Consider the following 21,543-nt stretch of genomic DNA (forward strand, 5'->3'; position numbering starts at 1 on the left):
CGGCAAGGGACGGACCGATGCCCATCGTCGCTGAATTCCTCATCGCCGCCCTCATCGTCGTCGGCGCCTTCTTCCTGCTCGTCGGGTCCTTCGCGCTCGCCAAGCTGCCGGACATGATGCGCCGCCTGCACGGCCCCACCAAGGCGACGACCCTCGGCGTCGGCTCCGTCCTCGTCGCGTCGATGGCCTATGCGGCGGTGGTGCGCGGCACCCTGTCGATGCACGAGTTGCTCATCACGCTCTTCCTCTTCCTGACGGCGCCCGTGACGGCCTTCATGGTCTCCAAGGCGCATATCCTGCGCGATCGGCCTGAGCGCGCGAAGCTGCCGCCCACCGGCAGCGAGAAGGGCTGGGCGACGCTCGACCCCTCGCCCGGCTCGACGGACGAACTGGCCGGCTTCGAGCGCTGATGACGGCCATGTCCCTGCCATCTCTTCCGGAGATGGCAGGGATCGCCGAAAACCATTTTTCCCGATGAGACGCCGGCGCTATCGTTCATCCGTCTCGAACGAACGGATCGCCATCATGCAGCGCCTCGACCTCACGCACCCGGTCATCCAGGCCCCGATGGCGGGCGGCGGCGACACGCCGGCCCTCGTGGCGGCGGTGAGCGAGGCCGGCGGCCTCGGCACGATCGGCGCCGCCTATCTGTCGCCGCAGCAGATCCTCGACGCGGCCGCCGCCGTGCGCGCCGCGACGACGCGGCCCTTCGGCATCAACCTCTTCGCGCCCCTGCCCGCCCCGCAGATGCCCGCCGAGGCTCGTGCCGCCCTCACCGCCGTCGCTCCGTTCTACGAGGAGCTGGCGCTGCCCGCCCCGCAGATGCCGGTGACAGCCGGTGACGCCTTCGCCGCCCAGGTGGAAGCGGTGCTGGCAAGCGGCGCGAGCCTCTTCAGCGTCACCTTCGGCCTGCCCGGCGCGGATGTGGTGGCGGCCGTCAAGGCGAAGGGCATGCTCTTTGCGGCGACGGCGACGACCGTCGAGGAGGCTCTGGCCGTCGAGGCCGCCGGCGCCGATATCGTCGTCGCGCAGGGCAGCGAGGCCGGCGGCCATCGCGGCACCTTCGCCGCACCTTTCGAGCGGGCCATGATCGGCACCATGGCGCTGGTGCCGCAGGTGACGGATGCCGTGTCGATCCCCGTCGTCGCCTCCGGCGGCATCATGGACGGGCGCGGCATCGCGGCGGCCCTGGCGCTCGGGGCCAGCGCCGTGCAGATGGGAACCGCCTTCCTGACCTGCGCCGAGGCCGGGATCCCCGAGGCCTATCGCGAGGCCATTCTCTCGGCGAAGGAAGACGCCACCCGCGTGACCCGCGCCTTCTCCGGCCGGCCCGCCCGCGGCATCGCCAACCGCTTCATGGAGACGGTCGACGCCGGGGGCGCGATCCTCCCCTTCCCGCTGCAGAACGCCCTGACACGGCCGATGCGCACCGCCGCCGCCAAGGCCGGGCGCTCCGAATACCTCTCGCTCTGGGCGGGCCAGGGCGTGCGCCTCGCCCGCCGCCAGGGCGCGGCGGAGCTCATGGCCCAGCTGGCCGCCGAGACGGCCGAGGCCATCGCGAGGCTCTCCAGCCGCAAGGCCTGATCAGGACGCGGCGTGGATGAGCCGGCCGGCTGCATAAGTGGCGCGGACGGCCCGGTCGTCGCCCAGCGTCATGAGCACGAACAGCTCCTCCTCGAGGTCGCCGTCGATCCGGGCCATGCGGTTCGCCATCACCGGCGTCGCGCGCGCATCGAGCACCACCAGGTCGGCGAAGGCCCCCGGCTCCAGCGTGCCGATCTCGCCGGCGAGGCCGAGTGCCGCCGCATTGCCGGCGGTCGCGAGGTGGAAGGCCTCCAGCGCGCTCCAGTTGTGGCCGAGGAGCTGCTGCACCTTGTAGCCCTCGGCGAGGGTGCGCAGCATGGAGAAGCTCGTGCCGCCGCCGACATCGGTCGCCACCGCGACCCGCATGGCCGGCGCCTCGCGCGCCTGCCCCATCCCGAAGAGGCCGCTGCCGATGAAGAGGTTGGACGTCGGGCAGAAGACGGCGACCGAGCCCGTCTCGGCCATGCGCCGCCGCTCGGCCTCGGTGAGGTGGATGCAATGGCCGAAGAGGCTGCGCTCGCCGGTGAGACCGAAACGATCGTAGACGTCGAGATAGCCGGTGGCCTCGGGAAAGAGCCGGCGCACCGTCTCGATCTCGGCGTGGTTCTCCGACAGATGCGTCTGCACGAGAAGATCGGGATGCTCGCGCTTCAGCGTGCCGGCCGCCGCGAGCTGCTCCGGCGTCGAGGTGACGGCGAAGCGCGGCGTGATGGCGACGCGCTGGCGCCCGCGCCCGTGCCAGCGCTCGATCAGCGCCTTCGTCTCGTCATAGCCGCTCTGGGCCGTATCCGTGAGCGCCGGCGGCGCGTTGCGGTCCATCATCACCTTGCCGCCGAGCATGCCCATGCCGCGCCGTTCGGCCTCGGTGAAAAAGGCATCCGCCGAGAGGGGATGCACCGAGCAGAAGGCGAGCGCCGTCGTCGTGCCGTTGCGGGCGAGCTCGTCGAAGAAGAACACCGCCTGCTCGGCCGCATGCGCGGCGTCGGCGAAACGCTGCTCCTCGACGAAGGTATATTTCTCGAGCCATTCGAGCAGCTGCGCGCCGTAGGAGGCGATGACCTGCGTCTGCGGGAAATGGATGTGCGGATCGATGAACCCGGGCAGGACGAGCCCGTCCGGGTAATGATCGACCGGCGTATCGGCCGGCAGCGTCGCGAGAAGCGGGCTCGCCTCGCCGACGGCTGCGATGCGGCCGTCCCGCGCCAGCACCAGGCCATCGGCGAGATAGCGATAGCTCGCCCCGTCCCCCGCCCCGAGCGGCGGCGCAAGGAAGGTGAGGACGCGGCCGCGCACGGCGCGCCAGGCGGGATCGGCCATGGCCGGAAGCTCCATTGTTCGTGCCGATCAGATTGACGCCGGCCGGTACCGGCGTCAAAGCCGTTCACGGGGGCGGATCAGTTGCCTTCTTCGGGCAGGCGCGGCAGCGGCAGCACCTCGATGCCCTCCTCGTGGAGGGCATGCACCTCCTCGAGCGAGGCGTCGCCGTAGATGGCGCGCTCCTCCGTCTCGCCCGCATGCATGCGCCGGGCTTCGTCCGGGAAGCGCTCGCCGACGTTCTCGGCGTTCTCCAGGACGTGACGGCGCACCGCGCGCAGGACCGCGCGCATCTGCTGCTCCTTCTCCGACAGAAGTGCGACGGGCGCGGGGGCGGCAGGGGCAGCCGCCGGCACAGGCAGCCGTGGCGGACCGCCCTTGTCGGTGCGCTTCACCGCCGGCGCCATGATGGCCTTCGCCACCTTGGCGGAGCCGCAGTGCGGGCACGTGACGAGCCCGCCGGCCAGGAGCTTCTCGTAGGCGGCGCTGTCGGGGAACCAGCTGTCGAAGGCATGGTCCTTGTCGCAGACGAGGTCGTAGCGGATCATTTCACGCTCACTCCGGCGTCCGGACCGCGCGCCTCACGCCACGAGCAGCGGGTCGAGCCCGCCGCGGGCGTCGAGCGCATAGAGGTCGTCGCAGCCGCCGACATGCTGCTCGCCGATGAAGATCTGCGGCACGGTGGTGCGCCCGTCCGCCCGCTCGATCATTTCCTCGCGCAGCTCGCTGCGGCCGGTGATCTCGATCTCCTCGAACGGCACCCCCTTGCGCTGCAGCAGATCCTTGGCGGCGCTGCAATAGGGGCACCAGGACTTGGTATAGATGACGATGGGGGCCATACTCCTGCCTTACCTTCACGCGCGCCGACCCGCGGCGCCTTTCCTGTCATATAGGGGTCATTCCCCGCCGACGACAACTCGCGCGAAGGCGAGGACGTCGACCTGCCGCGCTCCGGCGCGCAGCAGCGCGCGGCTGGCGGCGTTGGCCGTGGCGCCCGTGGTCAGCACGTCGTCGACGAGGACGACCGAGCGGCCCTCCACCGCCATGCGCCGCTCCGGCGGCACGGCGAAGGCGCCCTGCAGGTTGCCGGCCCGCTGCGGTCGCGTGAGGCCCGCCTGCGGCCGCGTGCGCTTGACGCGGCGCAGCACTTCGGCCTCCCACGGCACGCCGGCGTGGCGGGAGACGACGCGGGCGAGCGCCGCCGCCTGGTTGAACCGTCGCGAGAAGAGCCGCGTGCGGTGCAGCGGCACGGGCAGGAGAACCTCCGCCTCGGCCAGGACCTCGCTGCCCGCTCGCACCATCATGCGGCCCATGGCTTCGGCAAGGTCCATGCGGTCGCCGTATTTCAGCCGGTGCACCATCTCGCGCGCCGCGCCGTCGAACCGGGCGACCGCCCGCGCCCGGGCGAAGACGGGCGGGTCGGCGATGGCCGCCGGCGACAGGAGCAGGCCGCCGATGTCTACGGCGAAGGGCGTGCCGAGCCGCTCGCAGAACGGCCGCTCGATGAAGGCGAGCCCGCCCCAGCAGCGGGGACAGAGCGCATGCGCCTCCGCCGTGGCCGCCCCGCAGGCGACGCAGCGCGGCGGATAGAGGAGGTCCGCCAGCATCGTCCCCGCCCGCCGAACGGAGCGGCGCAGGCGGACCGCGAGGGGCGAGCCGGCGACATGGCTCATGGACGAACGGCCGGCGGAAAGCTTTGACCTTGCCGGCGCAACGGCCCATAAGGCCGCAACGGATCACGCGCCATGACCAATGCCCCCCAGATCTTCGACCGCCGGCAGCAGCGGCTGCGCCTGACGCGCGCCGAGCGTCTCGGCTATGCCGATTTCCTGCTGGCGCGGGTCTGCGACGAGCTTGCCGAACGGCTCGCGGCCGTCAAGCGCAGCTTTTCGCGCGCCCTCGACCTCGGCACCCCGCACCGCGGCGCCGTCTCGGCGCTCGCGGCAAGCGGCCAGGTCGAGCACGTCCTGCGCGCCGCCCCGGTTTTGGATCTTTCCCGCCCCGCCCCCTCCGGCGCGGCCGCGGTGGTGGCGGACGAGGAGCTCATCCCCTTCGCGCCGAAGAGCTTCGACCTCGTCGTCTCGCTGCTCGCGCTGCACGGCGTCAACGACCTGCCCGGCACGCTCGCGCAGATCCGCCGCTGCCTCGTCGACGACGGGCTGTTCATCGGCTGCCTGTTCGGCGGCGGCACGCTGAGCGAGCTGCGCGCCGCCTTCGCCACGGCCGAGGCGGAGGTCGAGGGCGGCGTCAGCCCGCGCGTCGCCCCCTTCGCCGATTTGCGCGATGTCGGCGCCCTCCTGCAGCGCGCCGGCCTTGCCCTGCCGGTGACGGATGTCGACACGCTCACCGTGCGCTACGACAACGCCTTCGCGCTGATGCGCGACCTGAGGGCCATGGGCCTCACCAACACGCTCGCCGAGCGGCGTCGCACGCCCTTGCGGCGGGCGACCCTGATGCGCGCCGCCGCCATCTATGCCGAGCGCTTCGCCATGGCGGACGGGCGCATCCCGGCGACCTTCGACATCGTCTGGCTGTCGGGCTGGGCACCGCATGAAAGCCAGCAGAAGCCGCTGCGGCCGGGCTCGGCGAAGATGCGCCTCGCCGACGCGCTGAAGGGGCTGGAGCCGCCCGGAGAAGGCAAGGACGACTGAGCCCCGCCGCGAAAGCCGCCGCAAAGGTCTTGCAGCAAGGGTCTTGCCAACGGCCGGCGGCTCACGTCTCATTCGCAGGAAACCGGCTTCGGAACGAGTTCCCCGCACGGGACGGGAGGAGGCGATGCACCCCTTCACCTTCAGCACGGCGAAAACGGTCGTCTTCGGCGCCGGCAGCATCGCCCAGATCGGCGACATCGCCCGCGACCAGCTCGGCGCGCGCGTCATCCTCGTCACCGACCGCGGCATCGTCGACGCGAAGCTGCACGAAAGCGCGCTCGCGTCCCTCGCGGCGGCGGGCGTTGCCGTGACCATCTTCGACGGCGTGACGGCCGACCCGCCCGAGAAGGTGGTGCTCGCCGCGGCCGAACAGGCGCGGCGCGAAGGGGCGGAAGGGGTCGTCGGCTTCGGCGGCGGCTCGTCCATGGACGTCGCCAAGCTCGTGGCGCTGCTCGCCCGGGGGAGGAGGAGCTCTCCTCCATCTACGGCGTCGGCCAGGCCAGAGGCCCGCGCCTGCCGCTGATGCTGGTGCCGACGACGGCGGGCACCGGCTCGGAGGTGACGCCGATCTCCATCGTCACCACCGGCGAAGCAGAGAAGAAGGGCGTCGTCTCGCCGGTCCTCCTGCCGGACATCGCCCTGCTCGACCCGGAGCTCACCTATGCGCTGCCGCATCACGTGACGGCAGCGACCGGCATCGACGCCATGGTGCACGCCATCGAGGCCTATACCTCGACGAGCGCCAACAACAATCCCGTCTCGCGCCTTCTCGCCAAGGAGGCGCTCAGGCTCCTCGGCGGCGACATCCGCTCGGCCGTGCGCGAAGGCACGCATGGGGAGGCCCGCGCCAACATGCTGCTCGGCGCCATGTTCGCCGGCCAGGCCTTCGCCAATTCGCCGGTCGCGGCCGTGCACGCCCTCGCCTATCCCGTGGGCGGCCACTATCACGTGCCGCACGGCCTCTCGAACGCGCTGGTGCTGCCGCACGTGCTGCGCTTCAACGCCGAGACCTGCAGCCGCGCTTATGCCGAGATCGCCCCTTGCGCCTTTCCCTGGCTCGCCGAGGTGCCGGTGGCGCGGCGGGCCGAGGCCTTCGTCGAGGCGCTCACGCATCTGTGCGAGGAGGTCGGCCTCGCCCAGCGCCTGCGCGACGTCGGCATCCCGCGGGAGGACCTCGCCCGGCTGGCTCATGACGCGGTGAAGCAGACGCGCCTCCTCGTCAACAATCCGCGTCCCCTGAGCGAGTCCGACGCCCTCGCCATCTACGAGGCCGCCTGGTGAACCATCGTCCGACGACGCCCGCCCCGGCCACGGCCCGGCGGACGCGGCCCGCCCGCGCGGCCTATCGCCACTTCCACCCCATCGAGACGCGCTGGCACGACAACGACGCCTACGGCCACGTCAACAACGTGGTCTACTACGGCTATGTCGACACGGCGGTGAACCGCTTTCTCATCGAGAACGGCCTCATCGACATCGCCACGAGCCCGCACATCTTCCTCGTCGCGGAAACCGGCCTCACCTATTTCGCGAGCACCGCCTATCCCGACACGCTCGAGGTCGGACTCGCCGTCTCCCGCCTCGGCCGCTCGTCCGTCACCTATGACGTCGCCGTGTTCCGCGGCGGCGCGGACGAGGCCGTGGTGCGCGGCCATTTCGTCCATGTCTATGTGGAACGAGACAGCCAGCGGCCTGTGGAAATCTCGGACAAGATCAGGATGGCGCTGCAGCCGCTCGTCGCGGAGACGGAGAATATCGCCGGCTAATGATTGGTAGTGGACGTCCCGCGGATGCGAGCTGGCCGCCTGATGTCAGCCTGGCGTAATCGAAACGGAGCAGCGACGCGCAACCTCTCCGCCGTCCTGGCCGGGCTCGTCCCGGCCATCCACGCCTTACAGCCCTGGCTCAATCGTCCCGGCGTGGATGCCCCCGACAAGCGCGGGCATGACGACGGAACTGCCGGTCGGCCGACGCAGGGCATCGGCCGCGATCGCGATCACATCAGCGCCGTCAGATGCGGGATCAGCGGCTCGTCGGCCGGCGGCATGGGATAGTCGCGCAAGCGGTTCGGCATCACCCATTTGAGTGCCTGCCCCTCGCGCGACATGGGCGTGCCCTCCCAGCGGCGGCAGACATAGAGCGGCATCAGGAGGTGGAAGCTCTCGTAGGCATGGCTGGCGAAGGTGAGCGGGGCGAGGCACGGCTCCGCGACGGTGATGCCGAGCTCCTCGTGAAGCTCGCGGATCAGCGTCTCCTCCGGCCGCTCGCCGGGCTCCACCTTGCCGCCGGGGAATTCCCACAGGCCGGCGAGCTGCTTGCCCTCGGGCCGCTGGGCGATGAGCACGCGCCCGTCGACGTCGAGGAGGGCGCAGGCGGCGACGAGGACGAGCTTCATGCCCAGCGCCTCACGAGCGGTAGTCGCCGTTGATGGCGACATATTCCTTCGTCAGGTCGCAGGTCCACACCGTCGCCTTGCCGCGGCCGAGGCCGAGGTCGACGCGGATGGCGATCTCATCGCCCTGCATGTAGGCGGAGGTGGCGGCCTCGTCATAGGCGGGATCGCGCGCGCCTTCGTGCGCCACGCGGATGTCGCCGAAGAAGATGGCGAGCCTGTCGCGCTCGGCCGGCTCGCCCGCCTTGCCGACGGCCATGACGATGCGGCCCCAGTTGGCGTCCTCGCCGGCCACCGCCGTCTTCACCAGCGGCGAATTGGCGATGGAGAAGGCGATGCGCCGGGCCGAGGCGGCGCTGACCGCCCCCTCGACGGTGACGGCGACGAACTTGCGCGCGCCCTCGCCGTCCCGCGCCACCTGCTGGGCGAGGTCGAGCAGCAGCTCGCCGAGCGCCTTGCGGAAGGCGGCGAGCCTGCGGTCGCCCGCCTCCTCGATGCGGGGAGCGCCGCGCTTCGCCGCTGCGCCGGTGGCGAACAGCATCAGCGTGTCGGAGGTCGAGGTGTCGCCGTCCACCGTCACCGCGTTGAAGGTGCCCTCGACGCCGCGCGCCAGGAGGCGCTGCAGAACGGGCGCGGCGATCGGCGCGTCGGTGACGACGAAGGAGAGCATGGTCGCCATGTCCGGCGCGATCATGCCCGCACCCTTGGCGATGCCGTTGATGGTCACCGGCACGCCGCCGAGATTGACCGTGCGCGTCGCCACCTTCGGAAAGGTGTCCGTCGTCATGATGGCGCGCGCCGCCTCGATCCACGGACCGCCTGCGGCACGCTGCACGCAATCGGCCAGCACGCCCTCGAACTTCGTCGCATCGAGCGGTTCGCCGATGACTCCGGTGGAGGCGAGGAACACCTCCTCGGGCCGGCAGGCGGCGGCGGCAGCGGCGATCTTCGCCGTCAGGGCCACCGCATCGCGCCCCTTCATGCCAGTGAAGGCATTGGCATTGCCGGAATTGACGACGAGGGCCCGCGCCGTGCCGGCGGAGAGCTGCTCCCGGCACCAGTCGACCGCGGCCGACGGGCACTTGGAGCGGGTGAAGACGCCCGCCGCCGTCGTGCCCTCGTCGAACACCGCCATCAGCACGTCGGTGCGGTTCTTGTAGCGGATGCCGGCCGCGGCGGTCGCGAAGCGCACGCCCTCGACGGCGGGCATGTCGGGCACGGATTTCGGAGCAAGCGGGGAGACGGTGGTGGACATCGGATGCCTCGGGATGCCCTTGCGCGGTGCCCTCACGGGCGGCGGAAGCGGAGCCTCGCGGACGGGCCCGGACGGGCCGGCCCGCGAGGAAGGATACGGCGGTTGCTGCTCAGTTCTTCTTCGGCTCGGCGGGCGTCGCGCCCTCGGCCGGCTTCTCGCCGGGCTTCGCACCATCGGCCTTGTCGAGGCGCTCGATCTTGGCGTCCTTGCGCAGGGCGAGGATGAGGTCCTGCTGCGCCTTGCGGGCGAGATAGGCCTCGACCTGCTCCTTGACCTCGTCGAAGGTCGGCAGCGGCTTCTCGCGCTTGTCCTCGACCTTGATGACGTGCCAGCCGAACTGCGACTTGACCGGTGCCGAGACCTTGCCGGGCGCGAGCGCGAAGGCGGCCTCGGCGAATTCCTTCACCATCCGGTCCTTCGTGAAGTAGCCGAGATCGCCGCCCTCCTTGGCCGAGCCGGGATCCTTCGACATCTCGCCGGCGACCTTGGCGAAGTCCTCGCCCGCCTCGATGCGCGCGACGACCTTCTTGGCGTCTTCCTCGTTCTCCACGAGGATGTGCCGGGCGCGCACCTCGTCCTCCGGCTTCAGGTTCTTCATCGTCTCGTCGTAGAGCGCCTTGGCCGCCTCCGGCGTCACGGCCTGCTCGACCTGCTTCTGCAGGTATTCGTCGAGCAGCACCTTGTCGCGGTAGTAGGCGACGCGGCGCTCGAAGTCGGGCGTGGCATCGACCTTCGCGGCCTTGGCGGCCTTGGCGCCGAGCCTGAGGTCGATGACATAGCCGATGAGGTAGTCCTGCCGCTGGGCGTCGGCCATGGCCGGCAGCCGGTCGCCGAGATCCTGCGCCGCGATCTCGAGATCGAGGGCGGTGATGGGCTCGCCGTCGACACGGGCGAGCACCTTCGCCTCATCCGCTGCCTGGCTCTGCGCGGGCGCCGGCTGCGCCGGCGCCGACGTCTGGGCCGTGGCCGCCGCACCTGCGAGGAAAGCGGCACCGGTCAGCAGGACGAGGGCATGCGGGCGAAATCGTTTCATGGATCAGTCCGGCGCGAGCAACGTGGGACCAGCGCCGGCGGACCGCTCGCGCTGGGCCGGCCGGCATCATGGTCGGCATGAGTGGCCGATGCGTCGGCGCTTTGCAAGGGACAAATCGTCCGGGGCGCCCCTCTCCCGCTGTTGAAAGCGTTGACATTCCCGTGCCTCGATCCCATGTGGCGCAAGGGTCCCGCCCGCCAGACGGCGCCCCGGCGGACCAGCGACGCGCAACCTCTAGAGCTTATGCTGGACCGGCGCGCCCGCGCCGGGTAATTGTCGCGCGGCGACGGGAGTTCCGCCGTCCCGGCGGTACCCGAGGCGCATGCCCCGCGCGCAGGATCGTACCGCAAGAATTGTATCGTCCGGAAAGGCCATCGATGTTCGGCGCTCTCGCAAAAAAAATCTTCGGCTCGGCCAACGATCGCCGTCTCAAGACGTACCAGCCGAAGGTTGCGGCCATCAACGCGCTCGAGCCCGAGCTTGCGGCGCTGAGCGACGAGGCGCTGCGCGCCCGTACCGAGGAATTCAGGCGCCAGGTCGCGGAAGGGCGCAGCCTCGACGACCTCCTGGTGCCCGCCTTCGCCACCGTGCGCGAGGCGGCGAAGCGCGTGCTCGGCCAGCGCCACTTCGACGTCCAGCTCCTCGGCGGCATGGTGCTGCACGAGAGCGGCATCGCCGAGATGCGCACCGGTGAAGGCAAGACGCTCGTCGCCACCCTGCCGACCTATCTCAACGCGCTCTCCGGCAAGGGCGTGCACGTCGTCACCGTCAACGACTATCTCGCCCGCCGCGACGCCGAATGGATGGGCCGCGTCTACCGCTTCCTCGGCCTCACCGTCGGCATCATCGTCCACGGGCTGGATGACGGTGAGCGCAAGGCGGCCTACGCCTGCGACATCACCTACGGCACCAACAACGAATACGGCTTCGACTACCTGCGCGACAACATGAAGTACGACTTCGCGCAGATGGTGCAGCGCGGGCACAACTTCGCCATCGTCGACGAGGTGGACTCGATCCTCGTCGACGAGGCGCGCACGCCGCTCATCATCTCGGGCCCGCTCGACGACCGCTCCGAGCTCTACAACGCCATCGACGCGGTGATCCCGAAGCTCGTCAAGGAAGACTACGAGGTTGACGAGAAGCAGCGCGCCGTCTTCCTCACGGAAAAGGGCAACGAGCACATCGAGCAGCTTCTCGAGGAGGCGGGCATCCTCAAGGAGGGCTCGCTGTACGAGGCGAACAACGCCACCATCGTCCACCACGTCAACCAGGCGCTGCGGGCCCACACGCTCTTCCAGCGCGACAAGGATTACATCGTCCGGGGCGACGAGGTCGTCATCATCGACGAGTTCACCGGCCGCATGATGCCGGGGCGCCGCTATTCGGAGGGCCTGCACCAGGCGCTCGAGGCCAAGGAGCGCGTGCAGATCCAGCCCGAGAACCAGACGCTCGCCTCCATCACCTTCCAGAACTACTTCCGCCTCTATGACAAGCTCGCCGGCATGACCGGAACCGCCGCGACCGAGGCGGACGAGTTCGCCGACATCTACCGGCTCGAGGTGGTCGAGATCCCGACCAACCTGCCCGTGCAGCGCCTCGACGAGGACGACGAGGTCTACCGGACCGCCGAGGAGAAGTACAAGGCGATCATCCGCGAGATCGAGGCCGCCTCCGCCAAGGGCCAGCCGATCCTCGTCGGCACGACCTCCATCGAGAAGTCGGAGCTGCTCGCCGAGGTGCTCTCCCGCGGCGGCTTCAAGCAGATCGACTTCGGCCGCGAGGATGCCCTGAAGCCGCTGTTCGAGGCGGCCCGCTCGGGCAAGCCCTCGAAGCATTTCGCCGTGCTCAACGCCCGCTTCCACGAGCAGGAGGCCTTCATCGTCGCCCAGGCCGGCGTGCCGGGCGCCATCACCATCGCCACCAACATGGCCGGCCGCGGCACCGACATCCAGCTCGGCGGCAATGCCGACATGCGCATCGAGCACGAGCTCGGCGACATGGCCGAGGGCGAGGAGCGCCGGGCGAAGGAAGAGGCGATCCGCATCGAGGTTGCCCAGTTCAAGCAGCGCGCGCTCGAGGCGGGCGGCCTCTACGTGCTCGGCACCGAGCGCCACGAGAGCCGGCGCATCGACAACCAGCTGCGCGGCCGCTCCGGCCGCCAGGGCGACCCCGGCCGTTCCAAGTTCTACCTGTCGCTTCAGGACGACCTGATGCGCATCTTCGGCTCCGACCGCATGGACGGCATGCTCCAGCGCCTCGGGCTGAAGGAGGACGAGGCCATCATCCATCCGTGGATCAACAAGGCCATCGAGAAGGCGCAGGGCAAGGTCGAGGCGCGCAACTACGACATCCGCAAGAACATCCTGAAGTACGACAACGTCATGAACGACCAGCGCAAGGTCGTGTTCGAGCAGCGCCGGGAGTTCATGGCGGCCGAGTCGGTGCGCGAGACCATCGACGACATGCGCCAGACGGTCATCGACGACATCGTCGCCCGGCACATCCCGCCGGGCGCCTATCCCGAGCAGTGGGACGTCCCCGGGCTCGAGGAGAGCGTCGGGCGGATCCTCAACCTCGACGTCCCCGTCGCCGACTGGGCGAAGGAGGAGGGCATTGCCGACGAGGAGATGCGCGAGCGCCTGCACAAGGCGGCGAACGAAGCCTATGCCGCCCGCCTCGAGAAGAACACCTCCGAGGTGATGACCTATGTCGAGAAGCAGGTGCTGCTGCAGACGCTGGACCATCTCTGGCGCGAGCATCTCGTCACCCTCGATCACCTCCGGCAGGTCATCGGCTGGCGCGGCCTCGCCCAGCGCGATCCGCTCAACGAATACAAGGCCGAGGCGTTCCAGCTCTTCGACGGCCTCATCGACCATCTGCGCGAGCATGTGACGGCGCAGCTCATGCGCGTCGAGGTCATGTTCCAGCCGCCGGCCGAGGCGGAGCTGCCGCCCATGCAGGCGCACCATCTCGATCCGCTCACGGGCGAGGACGAGCTGGCGCTGGCCCTCGCACCGGCCGCGACCGAGACGGGCGCGCAGGCGGCGCGTGATCCGAGCGATCCCGCGACCTGGGGCAAGGTCGGGCGTAACGATCCGTGCCCCTGCGGCTCGGGCAAGAAGTACAAGCACTGCCACGGCGCCTTTGCCTGACGGGCCCGCAGGGCCGGCGGCGGATGCGCGGAACAATACGACCCGCAGCACGTTGCTTCGCACAGCCATCGCGCGGTGGCGTGCGGGCGATAACGGGCGGTCGTCATGGATCTGCGCAACTACAGGCGTCGACTGCGCTGGCCCGCATTGTCCCACCGGCGGGACGCGCCTCCCGCCGATCCGGCCGGGATGACGCCCGTCGACGAGGAGCTCTTCTGGAAGACGATCACGCGCCTTGCCGTGATCGGCATCTTCGTGATGACCTTCGGCGCGGTGCTGATGGCGACCCGGGCCGTGACCGCGCCCGTCTGCGCCGCCATCATCGTCGGCAGCATCGTCGGCCCCCTGGTGGAGCACATGGCGCGCCGGGGCGTTCCGCCGTTCCTGAGCTCCATCGGCCTCGTGTCCATCTTCATCGCGGCGCTCTATCTCCTGGCGCTCACCTTCTCCGACCAGGTCAACACGTGGATCGAGCGCGCCCCGGAGATCGGCGGGATCCTCGAGGAGCGTTTCCAGGCCATGCGCGAATCCGTGGGCTTCCTGCGGCGCATCGAGCGCGGCCTGTCGGATGTCGGCCGGGGCGGGGCGATCGACGTGCAGGTGAGCGAGACCTCGCTCCTGGAGACGGCGCTCGCCGCAGCGACGCCCGCCGTGGCACAGTTCCTTCTCTTCGCCGGCACGCTCATCTTCTTCCTCGCCGGACGGGCCCAGATGAAGCGCAAGCTGGTCGTCGGCTTCATGACGCGCGAGGCGCGTCTCATGGCGCTGCAGATCGTCTCCGAGATCGAGCGGGCACTCGGCCGCTATCTCGGCACGGTCACGATGATCAACGCGGGCCTCGGCATCGCGACCGGCATCGCCATGTGGCTCATCGGCCTGCCCAGCCCCGCGCTATGGGGCCTGCTCGCCTTCGTGCTGAACTTCGTGCCCTATATCGGCGCGGTCCTCACCACGCTGACGATCTTCGCCGTCGGCCTCGTCTCCTTCGAGACGCTCGGCATGGCGGTCCTGCCGCCGGTCGTCTTCCTCGCGCTGACCACGCTCGAGGGCCAGTTCATCACGCCGAGCGTCGTCGGCCGCCGCCTCACGCTGAACCCGTTCATCGTCTTCCTCGCCGTGGCCTTCTGGACCTGGATCTGGGGCCCCATCGGCGCCTTCCTGGCGGTTCCGATCCTCATCGTCACCGTCGTGCTCCTCGAACATGTTTTCCCCAAGGACGAGGTAAGCCTGCCGGGCTGATCTTGCGCACCGCCCCTCCGGCCCGCCAACATCTCAGCCGGTCCCCCCGCCCCCGCGAGGCTGCATGACGCAACCGCAGATGATCCTCTTCGCCCTGATGGGCAGCATCCTCGCCCTGCTGCTCTGGGGGCGGATCCGGCACGATCTCGTCGCCATGGGGGGACTGCTCGTCGGCGTGGTTGTCGGCGTCGTGCCCGAGAAGGATGCCTTCAGCGGCTTTTCCCATCCGGCGGTGATCGTCGTCGCGCTCGTGCTCATCGCCTCGCGCGCGCTGGAGAACAGCGGCGCCCTCTCCCTCATCGCCCGGCGCATCGTCCGGCCCGGCCGCCCCATCGCCATCCATATCGCCGTCATCGGCGGCGTGGGCGCCGCCCTGTCGGCCTTCATCAACAATGTCGCGGCGCTGGCGCTGCTGATGCCCATCGACATCAACACCGCCCGCAAGGCCGGCCGCTCGCCGCGGCTGACGCTGATGCCGCTCGCCTTCGCCACCATCCTCGGCGGCCTGACCACCCTGATCGGCACCCCGCCCAACATCGTCGCCTCAACCTTCCGGCAGGATGCGCTGGGCGCGCCCTACAAGATGTTCGACTTCGCCCCCGTCGGGCTCATCTGCGCCATCACGGGCATCCTCTTCATCGCGCTCGGCGGCTGGCGCCTCATCCCCCGTGCGACGGCGGGCCGGCAGGTGCCGGAGCCGGCCCGCATCGACGACTTCGTCGTCGAGCTCGCCGTCTCGGCCCAATCGCCGGCCATCGGGCGCCTCGTCGCCCAGCTCGACGAGGAGAGCGAGGCGGCGGACGTCGTCATCCTCGGCCTGATCCGCGACGGGCGGCGCCTGCCCGGCCGCGCCCGCTTCGCCACCATCCGCGAGGGCGACCTCTTCGAGGTCGAGGGCTCGGCGGACGCCGTGGCGGCCTTCATCAAGGCACTCGGCCTCGAACAGGCCAAGGACGACATCTCGGTCGACGCGCCGGAGGCGGAGGACGCCGCCCGCACGGGCGGACCGGCGCTCGTCGAGACCGTGGTGCGAGCCGATTCGCGCATCGCCTGGCGCTCGGCCGAAGCCTTCCGCCTGCGCTCGCGCTTCGGCGTGACCCTGCTCGGCATCTCCCGGCAGGGACGCACCTTCCGCGAACGGATCAGCTCGCGCATCATCGAGCCGGGCGACATGCTGCTGCTGACGGGGCCGCAGGCCGCGCTCGCCCATGTCGTCAACTGGCTGGGCACGATGCCGCTCAGCGAGACGAGCGTGCAGGCGGCTCGCACCTGGCGCATCGTCGTCGCCCTCGGCCTTTTCATCGGCGCGATCATCGCGGCGAGCGCAAGCTTCATCTCCTTCACCACCGCCATCGCCATCGCCGTCGTCGGCTATGCCGCCACGGGCCTCGTGACGCCGCGCGAGGTCTACGATCAGGTCGACTGGCCGGTCGTCGTCATGCTCGCCGCCCTCCTGCCGCTCAGCGCCGCCTTCGAGAGCGTCGGCGGCACGGCTCTGGTCGCCAACGCGATCGTCGCGGTGACGGCAGGCCATTCGCCTGTGGTCGCCCTTGTCGGCCTGATGCTCGTCACCGTCATCCTGTCGGACATGCTGAACAACGTCGCGACCATGGTCATCGCCGGCCCGGTGGCCATCGAGACGGCGCGGACATTGTCGGTCAATCCCGACGCCTTCCTGATGGCGACGGTGGTCGCGGCCTCGCTCGCCTTCCTCACGCCCATCGGCCACAAGAACAACACGCTCATCATGGGCCCCGGCGGTTATTCCTTCGGCGATTACTGGCGCCTCGGCCTGCCCCTAGAGATCCTGATGGTGATCGTGTCCGTCCCCGCCATCCTCATCGTCTGGCCGCTGTAGCGCATCGTCCGCCGAAGCGGTGCCCGCTCGGAGAAGAACCGAAGGTCCGCGTCAGCGACGAGGCTCTATTCTCGAGAAGATAGGCGCTCGTTCCGATTCAGTTGAATCAGAAGGGCTGTAGCGCCGCAAAACGAAAGCGGCCGTCGGGACGGCCGCTTCTGCCTGGAACCGGGATAAGGGCGGAGAGGCTCAGTTCGCCTGTTCCGTATAGGCCGACAGGCCCGACGGCAGGGCCGCCTGGGCACCGCGCATGAGCGGCGGCAGCGCGGCCTGCCGGTCCTTCTTGCCGGCCGCGGAAGAGGCGTCGGCGCCGCGGCGCCGGGGTGGCAGCGGGGCGTCGGTTGGTGCCGGCACCGCCGCGGTCTCGGCCTGCGGCTCGTCCTTGGAGCCGAACAGGCCGCCGAAGGACAGGAGACGGTCGACCAGCGGCCGTCCGTTCGGTCCGTTCGATGCCGAGGCGACGACGGGCTGCGCCTGCGGCGCGGGCGTCACGATGGTCGTCGCAGCCGGGACGGGCGCCGGGGCGGCAGCCGGTGCCGCGACCTGGACCGGCCTCGGCGCCTCGACGGGCCTCTCGCGGCCGCTGCTGTCGAGCTCGACGACCTGCGGGCCGCTCGCCAGCGCATCCGGCCGGCTGACCTCGAGCTCCGGCCGGTTGGACTGCGCGAAGACGCCGACGTTGCTCTCGGCGACGGCCGTCATCTGGCGGCGGAAGGATTCATGCTGGCCACCATCGGCATAGACCAGCTTGATGGCCTTGGTGCCGCTGTTGACGAGATCGGCGACCTTCGCCTCGTCGGCGCGCTGCTTCTGCGCGACGGCCATGGCCATGCCCTCGTCGACATCGAGCGGCGGGCAGGCCGCGGCAGGATCGAGGCGCTGGCCGTTGGCCGCGGTGGCATTGAAGACGTAGCGCTTGCCGCAGACGGCGACCTGCGGCTCCTGCTTCGACACCTCGAAGTGGTCCGCGCCTTCCTTCAGGTTGCGCCAGAAGGCCATGTTCTGGTCGTAGCGATGCTTGGCGAGGTTCTCCGCCGTCATGTGGAAGGGCATCGCCTGCATCTGCACGGCCTTCTGCCCCCCGGCGAAGGCCTCGCGCACGATGGCGTAGACCTCGGCGATCTGCTCGTCCGTCATCGAGTAGCAGCCGGCCGAGGAGCAGGCCCCGTGGACCATCAGATGAGCGCCCGTGCGCCCGTAGGCGCGGTCGTAGGTGTTCGGATAGCCCATGTTGAACGAGAGGTAGTAGCTCGAGTTCGGATTGAGCTGGGCCGGCGTGATGGCATAGAAGCCTTCCGGCGCCTGCCGGTCGCCCTCGCGCTTCTTCGGGCCGAGCTGGCCCGACCAGCGGCAGATGGGAAAGGTCTTCAGGAGCGCGTACTTGCCGGACTTGGTCTGCTTCCAGACCTCGAGCTCCGATTCCTTCTTGTAGGAGCGGATGAGGACCGGCGCATAGCGCGACATGTCCTTCTGCTCCATCAAGGCGAGCGTCTTGCTCGGAACGGGCTGGGAGGCGCGCACGCTGCGGGAGTAGGTGGCATCGTCCTCACAGGCTGCCACTGCAAGGGCCATCGTCGAGACCAGCAGCAATCGCTTGAGCATAACGCAACCTCTCGCTTCCCTGATGCCGGGCGCGGGGGCCACCGGCACCATCGAGCTTTAAACCCGTTAGCGTTACTCGAACCTTACCGGTGCACGCCGCCACGCACCGGCTCGGTTAACAGATTGTTAAAGCTGGCGCCCGATGGCCAGGAACTTGTCAGCACGCAGGGACCGGATCTCGTCGGGCGAAAGCCCGGCCAGATCCTGAAAAGCCGCTGCGACCGCATCGCCCGCAGCGTTCATGGCTGCCGCCGGATCGCGATGCGCTCCCCCCGACGGCTCGGGGATAATGCCATCGATGACCGAGAAGCGTAAGAGATCTTGTGCAGTGATCTTCATGTTGGTCGCCGCGTCCTGGGCGCGCGAGGAATCGCGCCACAGGATCGAGGCCGCACCCTCCGGCGAGATCACCGAATAGATGGCGTGTTCGAGCATGAGCACGCGGTTGGCCGTTGCGAGCGCGATGGCCCCGCCCGAGCCGCCCTCGCCGATGATGACGGAGACGTTGGGCACACCGAGCGCAAGGCAGGCCTCGGTCGAGCGGGCGATGGCCTCGGCCTGGCCGCGCTCCTCCGCGCCGATGCCCGGATAGGCGCCGGCCGTGTCGACGAAGCTGATGACGGGGATGCCGAAGCGGTCCGCCATGTCCATCAGCCGCACGGCCTTGCGGTAGCCCTCGGGCTTGGCCATGCCGAAATTGTGGCGCAGGCGCGCCTCGGTATTGGCGCCCTTCTCCTGGCCGATCACGCAGACGCTCTCGCCGCGGAAGCGGCCGAAGCCGCCGAGAATGGCCTCGTCCTCGCCGAACTTGCGGTCGCCGGCGAGCGGCGTGAAGTCCTCGATCAGCGCGGCGCAGTAGTCGACGAAATGCGGGCGCTGCGGATGGCGCGCCACCAGCGTCTTCTGCCACGGCGTCAGATTGGCGTAGAGGTCCTCAAGGGCCTTGTCCGCCTTGGCTTCGAGGCGGGCGATCTCGTCGCCGATGGAGACGGCGCTGCCGCCCTCGGCCATGGCGCGCAGTTCCTCGACCTTGGCCTCGAGCTCGGCGACGGGCTTTTCGAAATCCAGATAGCTTCGCATGCGATATGGGGCGCCGGGGTTGTCCATCTTCGGGCGGCCCGTCCGCGGCATCCGGCCGGGAGGACCCCCGCGGGGTCGGCGCGGGCGGACCTTGGCGACTGGCTGGCGCCAAGTCAAGACGAAGTCAAGAGGAAGTCAGGATCGGTCGGGACGCCCGCTCACGACGGGCCCCGTTCGCGATGCGTCCGGCAGCCCGGCGGCCGCACCGTCGGCGGCGACATGTCGTCGCCCGTCGCGAAGCGCGGCGACAGCGCCCCCTGCGCCGGCACCAGCACGGGTCGCAGGCGCGCCGCGCGCCGCATCGCGCGCACCGCGACCGGCCGGTGCAGCTGCTTGACCGCCTCGATGACATGCACGCCGGCGAAGGGCAGCGACAGGCCGGCTCCAGCGCGCTCCCAGGCCACCGCCGAGCGCAGGAAGAGCTGGCGCTGCAACGGCGGCACGTAGAGCGCCTCCAGCCAGTTCTCCGGCGAGAAGAGCGTGCGGCGCATGAGGCCCGTGAGCTGCGAGCGGCTGTACGGCTGGCCCTGGCCGAAGGGCGTCGTGTCCATGCGCGCCCACAGGCCGCGCCGGTTGGGCGCGACGAGAAGGACACGGCCGCCCGGGCTCAGCACCCGCCAGACCTCGCTCATCAGTTCGTCCGGCGCCTCGCTCGTCTCCAGGGCGTGGACGACCAGCACCCGGTCGATGCAGGCATCCGGCAGCGGCAGCATCGTCGGCTCGACGAGAGCCGAGGCGGAGGGCCCCGAGGAGGGCCAGTTCACCACGCCCTGCGCCGCCGGCATGAAGGCGAGGGTGCGCTCGCTGCCGCTCTTGAGGACCGCGAGATAGGGCGTTGCGTAGCCGATGCCGAGAAGCCGCTGGCCGGTAAGATCCTTCCACAGCCCCTCGACCGCGCGCAGCACGAGACGCCGCGCCACGACGCCGAGCGGGCTCGCGTAGAAGTGCCTCAGATCGACCACATCGACGGCCAAGCACGTCCTCCTTGGGCGTCCCCCTCCCCCTGATCATCGGGATAGGAACCGCCGGTTGCAAGATGACGACGCCGCGCGACAGAAAGGATCCTCGTGATTCGCCTCGCCGGGAAGAGGCTGTAAGGTCGCCCGGACCGTAGGGTCGCCCCGGGGGCCGGAAGCCAAGGAGGACCATCGTGCCAGCCGACATCCATGTCTTTCCCTGCCGCAGCGACAATATCGGCGTCCTCGTCCGCGATGCGGCGAGCGGCGCCTGCGCCACCATCGACGCGCCGGAGGAGGCCGCGGTGCGCCGGGCCCTCGCCGATACCGGATGGCGCCTGACGCACATCCTCGTCACCCACAAGCATCCCGACCACGTGGAGGGCATTCCCGGCCTCAAGCGGGAGACGGGCGCCACCGTCATCGGGCCGGCGGCGGAGGCGGCCGCCATCCCCGACCTCGACCGGACCGTCGCGGAAGGCGACGTGGTCGCGGTCGGCGATCTCAGCGGCGAGGTCATCGCCACGCCCGGGCACACGCTCGGCCACATCGCCTACTGGTTCGCCGGCGAGCGGGCGCTCTTTGCGGGCGACACGCTGTTCGCGCTCGGCTGCGGACGCCTGTTCGAGGGCACGCCGGCGGACATGTGGGCCGCCCTCGGGAAGCTTGCCGCCCTGCCGGACGACACCCGCCTCTACTGCGGCCACGAATATACGCTCGCGAACGCGCGCTTCGCGCTCGCCGCCGATCCGGACAACGCCGCGCTCGCCAAACGCGCCGCCGACATCGAGGCGAGGCGGGCGCGGGGCGAATTGACGATCCCGTCCCTCCTCGGCGAGGAGAAGGCGACCAATCCCTTCCTGCGCGCGGGTGAGCCGGCCCTCGCCGCCGCCGTCAACCTCCCCGGCCGGCCGGCTGAGGACGTCTTCGCCGCGCTCCGCGCCTGGAAGGACCGGTTCTGATGCTGCCGACGAACGGACAGGAAGCGCTCACGGCGGAGGCCATCGTCCGCCTGCTCGATCTTCAGCCCCACCCGGAGGGCGGCTGGTTCCGCGAGACCTATCGCGACCCGCGGGCGGCAGAGGGCGGGCGCGCCGCCTCGACGCTGATCTACTACCTGCTGGGGCCCGGCGGCACGTCCCACTGGCACCGCGTCGACGCCGCCGAGGTCTGGCACTGGTATCTCGGCGCGCCGCTGGTGCTGACCCTGTCGCCCGACGGGCACGAAACGCAAGCCCATCGTCTCGGCGCCGACCTTCCCGCGGGCGAGCGGCCGCAATGCGTCGTGCCCGCGGGCTGGTGGCAGACGGCGACGAGCCTCGGCGCCTTCACCCTCGTCGGCTGCACGGTGGCGCCGGGCTTCACCTTCGACGGCTTCGAGATGGCGCCGCCCGGCTGGCGGCCGGTCCCGCGCTGAGGCCGCG

19 protein-coding genes and 1 pseudogene are annotated in these 21,543 nt (G+C 70.2%); 10 read left to right on the top strand and 10 right to left on the bottom strand.

Annotated elements, in window-relative coordinates; translation table 11 throughout:
* The first annotated feature begins 17 nt into the window (after positions 1-17).
* Both AL346_RS07440 and AL346_RS07445 read left to right on the top strand, forming a co-directional pair.
* Positions 18-410 (top strand): Na+/H+ antiporter subunit G, encoded by a 393-nt coding sequence (locus AL346_RS07440; RefSeq protein WP_019402141.1) that lies wholly within the window; start codon positions 18-20, stop codon positions 408-410.
* 115 nt (positions 411-525) lie between these two features.
* Positions 526-1,584: a nitronate monooxygenase family protein gene (locus tag AL346_RS07445; RefSeq protein ID WP_040404373.1), complete on the top strand. Its 1,059-nt coding sequence runs from the start codon at positions 526-528 to the stop codon at positions 1,582-1,584.
* Here AL346_RS07445 and guaD read toward each other — a convergent pair whose 3' ends face one another.
* The 4 genes from guaD to AL346_RS07465 all read right to left on the bottom strand — a co-directional run bounded on the left by guaD (position 1,585) and on the right by AL346_RS07465 (position 4,571).
* The gene (guaD, locus tag AL346_RS07450; protein WP_026015127.1) at positions 1,585-2,901 is read right to left on the bottom strand and encodes a guanine deaminase; all 1,317 of its coding nucleotides are present in this window, start codon (positions 2,899-2,901) and stop codon (positions 1,585-1,587) included.
* A 77-nt stretch (positions 2,902-2,978) separates the two neighbouring features.
* Positions 2,979-3,446, bottom strand: a complete 468-nt coding sequence (locus AL346_RS07455) for a DUF1178 family protein (protein WP_019402144.1) — start codon at positions 3,444-3,446, stop codon at positions 2,979-2,981.
* A gap of 33 nt (positions 3,447-3,479) precedes the next feature.
* On the bottom strand, positions 3,480-3,737 hold the full coding sequence (gene grxC, locus AL346_RS07460; RefSeq protein ID WP_019402145.1) for a glutaredoxin 3: 258 nt from the start codon (positions 3,735-3,737) through the stop codon (positions 3,480-3,482).
* A gap of 57 nt (positions 3,738-3,794) precedes the next feature.
* Positions 3,795-4,571: a ComF family protein gene (locus AL346_RS07465; protein WP_019402146.1), complete on the bottom strand. Its 777-nt coding sequence runs from the start codon at positions 4,569-4,571 to the stop codon at positions 3,795-3,797.
* A 72-nt stretch (positions 4,572-4,643) separates the two neighbouring features.
* Here AL346_RS07465 and AL346_RS07470 point away from each other — a divergent pair, with 72 nt between their 5' ends.
* The 3 genes and pseudogenes from AL346_RS07470 (at position 4,644) to AL346_RS07480 (ending at position 7,315) form a co-directional block, all read left to right on the top strand.
* Positions 4,644-5,549 (top strand): class I SAM-dependent methyltransferase, encoded by a 906-nt coding sequence (locus tag AL346_RS07470; protein ID WP_019402147.1) that lies wholly within the window; start codon positions 4,644-4,646, stop codon positions 5,547-5,549.
* A 124-nt stretch (positions 5,550-5,673) separates the two neighbouring features.
* Positions 5,674-6,830, top strand: a pseudogene (locus tag AL346_RS07475) (iron-containing alcohol dehydrogenase).
* A complete protein-coding gene (locus tag AL346_RS07480) occupies positions 6,827-7,315 on the top strand; it encodes a thioesterase family protein (protein ID WP_019402149.1) in 489 nt (162 codons plus the stop codon). The pseudogene AL346_RS07475 and the gene AL346_RS07480 overlap by 4 nt, the downstream one beginning before the upstream one ends.
* Before the next feature lie 230 nt (positions 7,316-7,545).
* On the opposite strand, the gene mutT is transcribed toward AL346_RS07480, so the two are convergent.
* The 3 genes from mutT to AL346_RS07495 form a co-directional block, all read right to left on the bottom strand.
* A complete protein-coding gene (gene mutT, locus AL346_RS07485) occupies positions 7,546-7,944 on the bottom strand; it encodes an 8-oxo-dGTP diphosphatase MutT (protein ID WP_019402151.1) in 399 nt (132 codons plus the stop codon).
* A 10-nt stretch (positions 7,945-7,954) separates the two neighbouring features.
* Positions 7,955-9,196 carry a bifunctional glutamate N-acetyltransferase/amino-acid acetyltransferase ArgJ gene (argJ, locus tag AL346_RS07490; protein WP_019402152.1) on the bottom strand — a complete coding sequence of 414 codons (1,242 nt, stop codon included), beginning with the start codon at positions 9,194-9,196 and terminating at the stop codon, positions 7,955-7,957.
* A gap of 109 nt (positions 9,197-9,305) precedes the next feature.
* Positions 9,306-10,229 carry a peptidylprolyl isomerase gene (locus AL346_RS07495; RefSeq protein ID WP_082312457.1) on the bottom strand — a complete coding sequence of 308 codons (924 nt, stop codon included), beginning with the start codon at positions 10,227-10,229 and terminating at the stop codon, positions 9,306-9,308.
* 377 nt (positions 10,230-10,606) lie between these two features.
* Here AL346_RS07495 and secA point away from each other — a divergent pair, with 377 nt between their 5' ends.
* The 3 genes from secA to AL346_RS07510 all read left to right on the top strand — a co-directional run bounded on the left by secA (position 10,607) and on the right by AL346_RS07510 (position 16,481).
* The gene (gene secA / locus AL346_RS07500; RefSeq protein WP_019402154.1) at positions 10,607-13,384 is read left to right on the top strand and encodes a preprotein translocase subunit SecA; all 2,778 of its coding nucleotides are present in this window, start codon (positions 10,607-10,609) and stop codon (positions 13,382-13,384) included.
* Between the two features lie 105 nt (positions 13,385-13,489).
* Positions 13,490-14,623 (top strand): AI-2E family transporter, encoded by a 1,134-nt coding sequence (locus AL346_RS07505; protein ID WP_082312458.1) that lies wholly within the window; start codon positions 13,490-13,492, stop codon positions 14,621-14,623.
* Between the two features lie 64 nt (positions 14,624-14,687).
* Complete coding sequence (locus tag AL346_RS07510; RefSeq protein ID WP_026015128.1) at positions 14,688-16,481, top strand: SLC13 family permease; 1,794 nt, start codon at positions 14,688-14,690, stop codon at positions 16,479-16,481.
* Positions 16,482-16,670: 189 nt separating this feature from the next.
* Here the strand turns inward: AL346_RS07510 and AL346_RS07515 are convergent, their stop codons facing one another.
* The 3 genes from AL346_RS07515 to AL346_RS07525 all read right to left on the bottom strand — a co-directional run bounded on the left by AL346_RS07515 (position 16,671) and on the right by AL346_RS07525 (position 20,137).
* Positions 16,671-18,083 carry a murein L,D-transpeptidase family protein gene (locus AL346_RS07515; protein ID WP_019402157.1) on the bottom strand — a complete coding sequence of 471 codons (1,413 nt, stop codon included), beginning with the start codon at positions 18,081-18,083 and terminating at the stop codon, positions 16,671-16,673.
* A gap of 126 nt (positions 18,084-18,209) precedes the next feature.
* Positions 18,210-19,163 (bottom strand): acetyl-CoA carboxylase carboxyltransferase subunit alpha, encoded by a 954-nt coding sequence (locus tag AL346_RS07520; protein ID WP_019402158.1) that lies wholly within the window; start codon positions 19,161-19,163, stop codon positions 18,210-18,212.
* Between the two features lie 158 nt (positions 19,164-19,321).
* Positions 19,322-20,137, bottom strand: coding sequence for a class I SAM-dependent methyltransferase (locus tag AL346_RS07525; RefSeq protein WP_019402159.1), 816 nt, complete (start codon positions 20,135-20,137; stop codon positions 19,322-19,324).
* A 173-nt stretch (positions 20,138-20,310) separates the two neighbouring features.
* Between AL346_RS07525 and gloB the strand changes: the two genes are divergently transcribed.
* Both gloB and AL346_RS07535 read left to right on the top strand, forming a co-directional pair.
* Positions 20,311-21,081 carry a hydroxyacylglutathione hydrolase gene (gene gloB, locus AL346_RS07530; RefSeq protein WP_040404353.1) on the top strand — a complete coding sequence of 257 codons (771 nt, stop codon included), beginning with the start codon at positions 20,311-20,313 and terminating at the stop codon, positions 21,079-21,081.
* Positions 21,081-21,536, top strand: coding sequence for a cupin domain-containing protein (locus tag AL346_RS07535; protein ID WP_019402161.1), 456 nt, complete (start codon positions 21,081-21,083; stop codon positions 21,534-21,536). The genes gloB and AL346_RS07535 overlap by 1 nt, the downstream gene beginning before the upstream one ends.
* Positions 21,537-21,543 lie beyond the last annotated feature (7 nt).

Origin of the sequence: Chelatococcus sp. CO-6, from assembly GCF_001271345.1 — a bacterium.
GTDB classification, from domain to species: Bacteria; Pseudomonadota; Alphaproteobacteria; order Rhizobiales; family Beijerinckiaceae; genus Chelatococcus_A; species Chelatococcus_A caeni.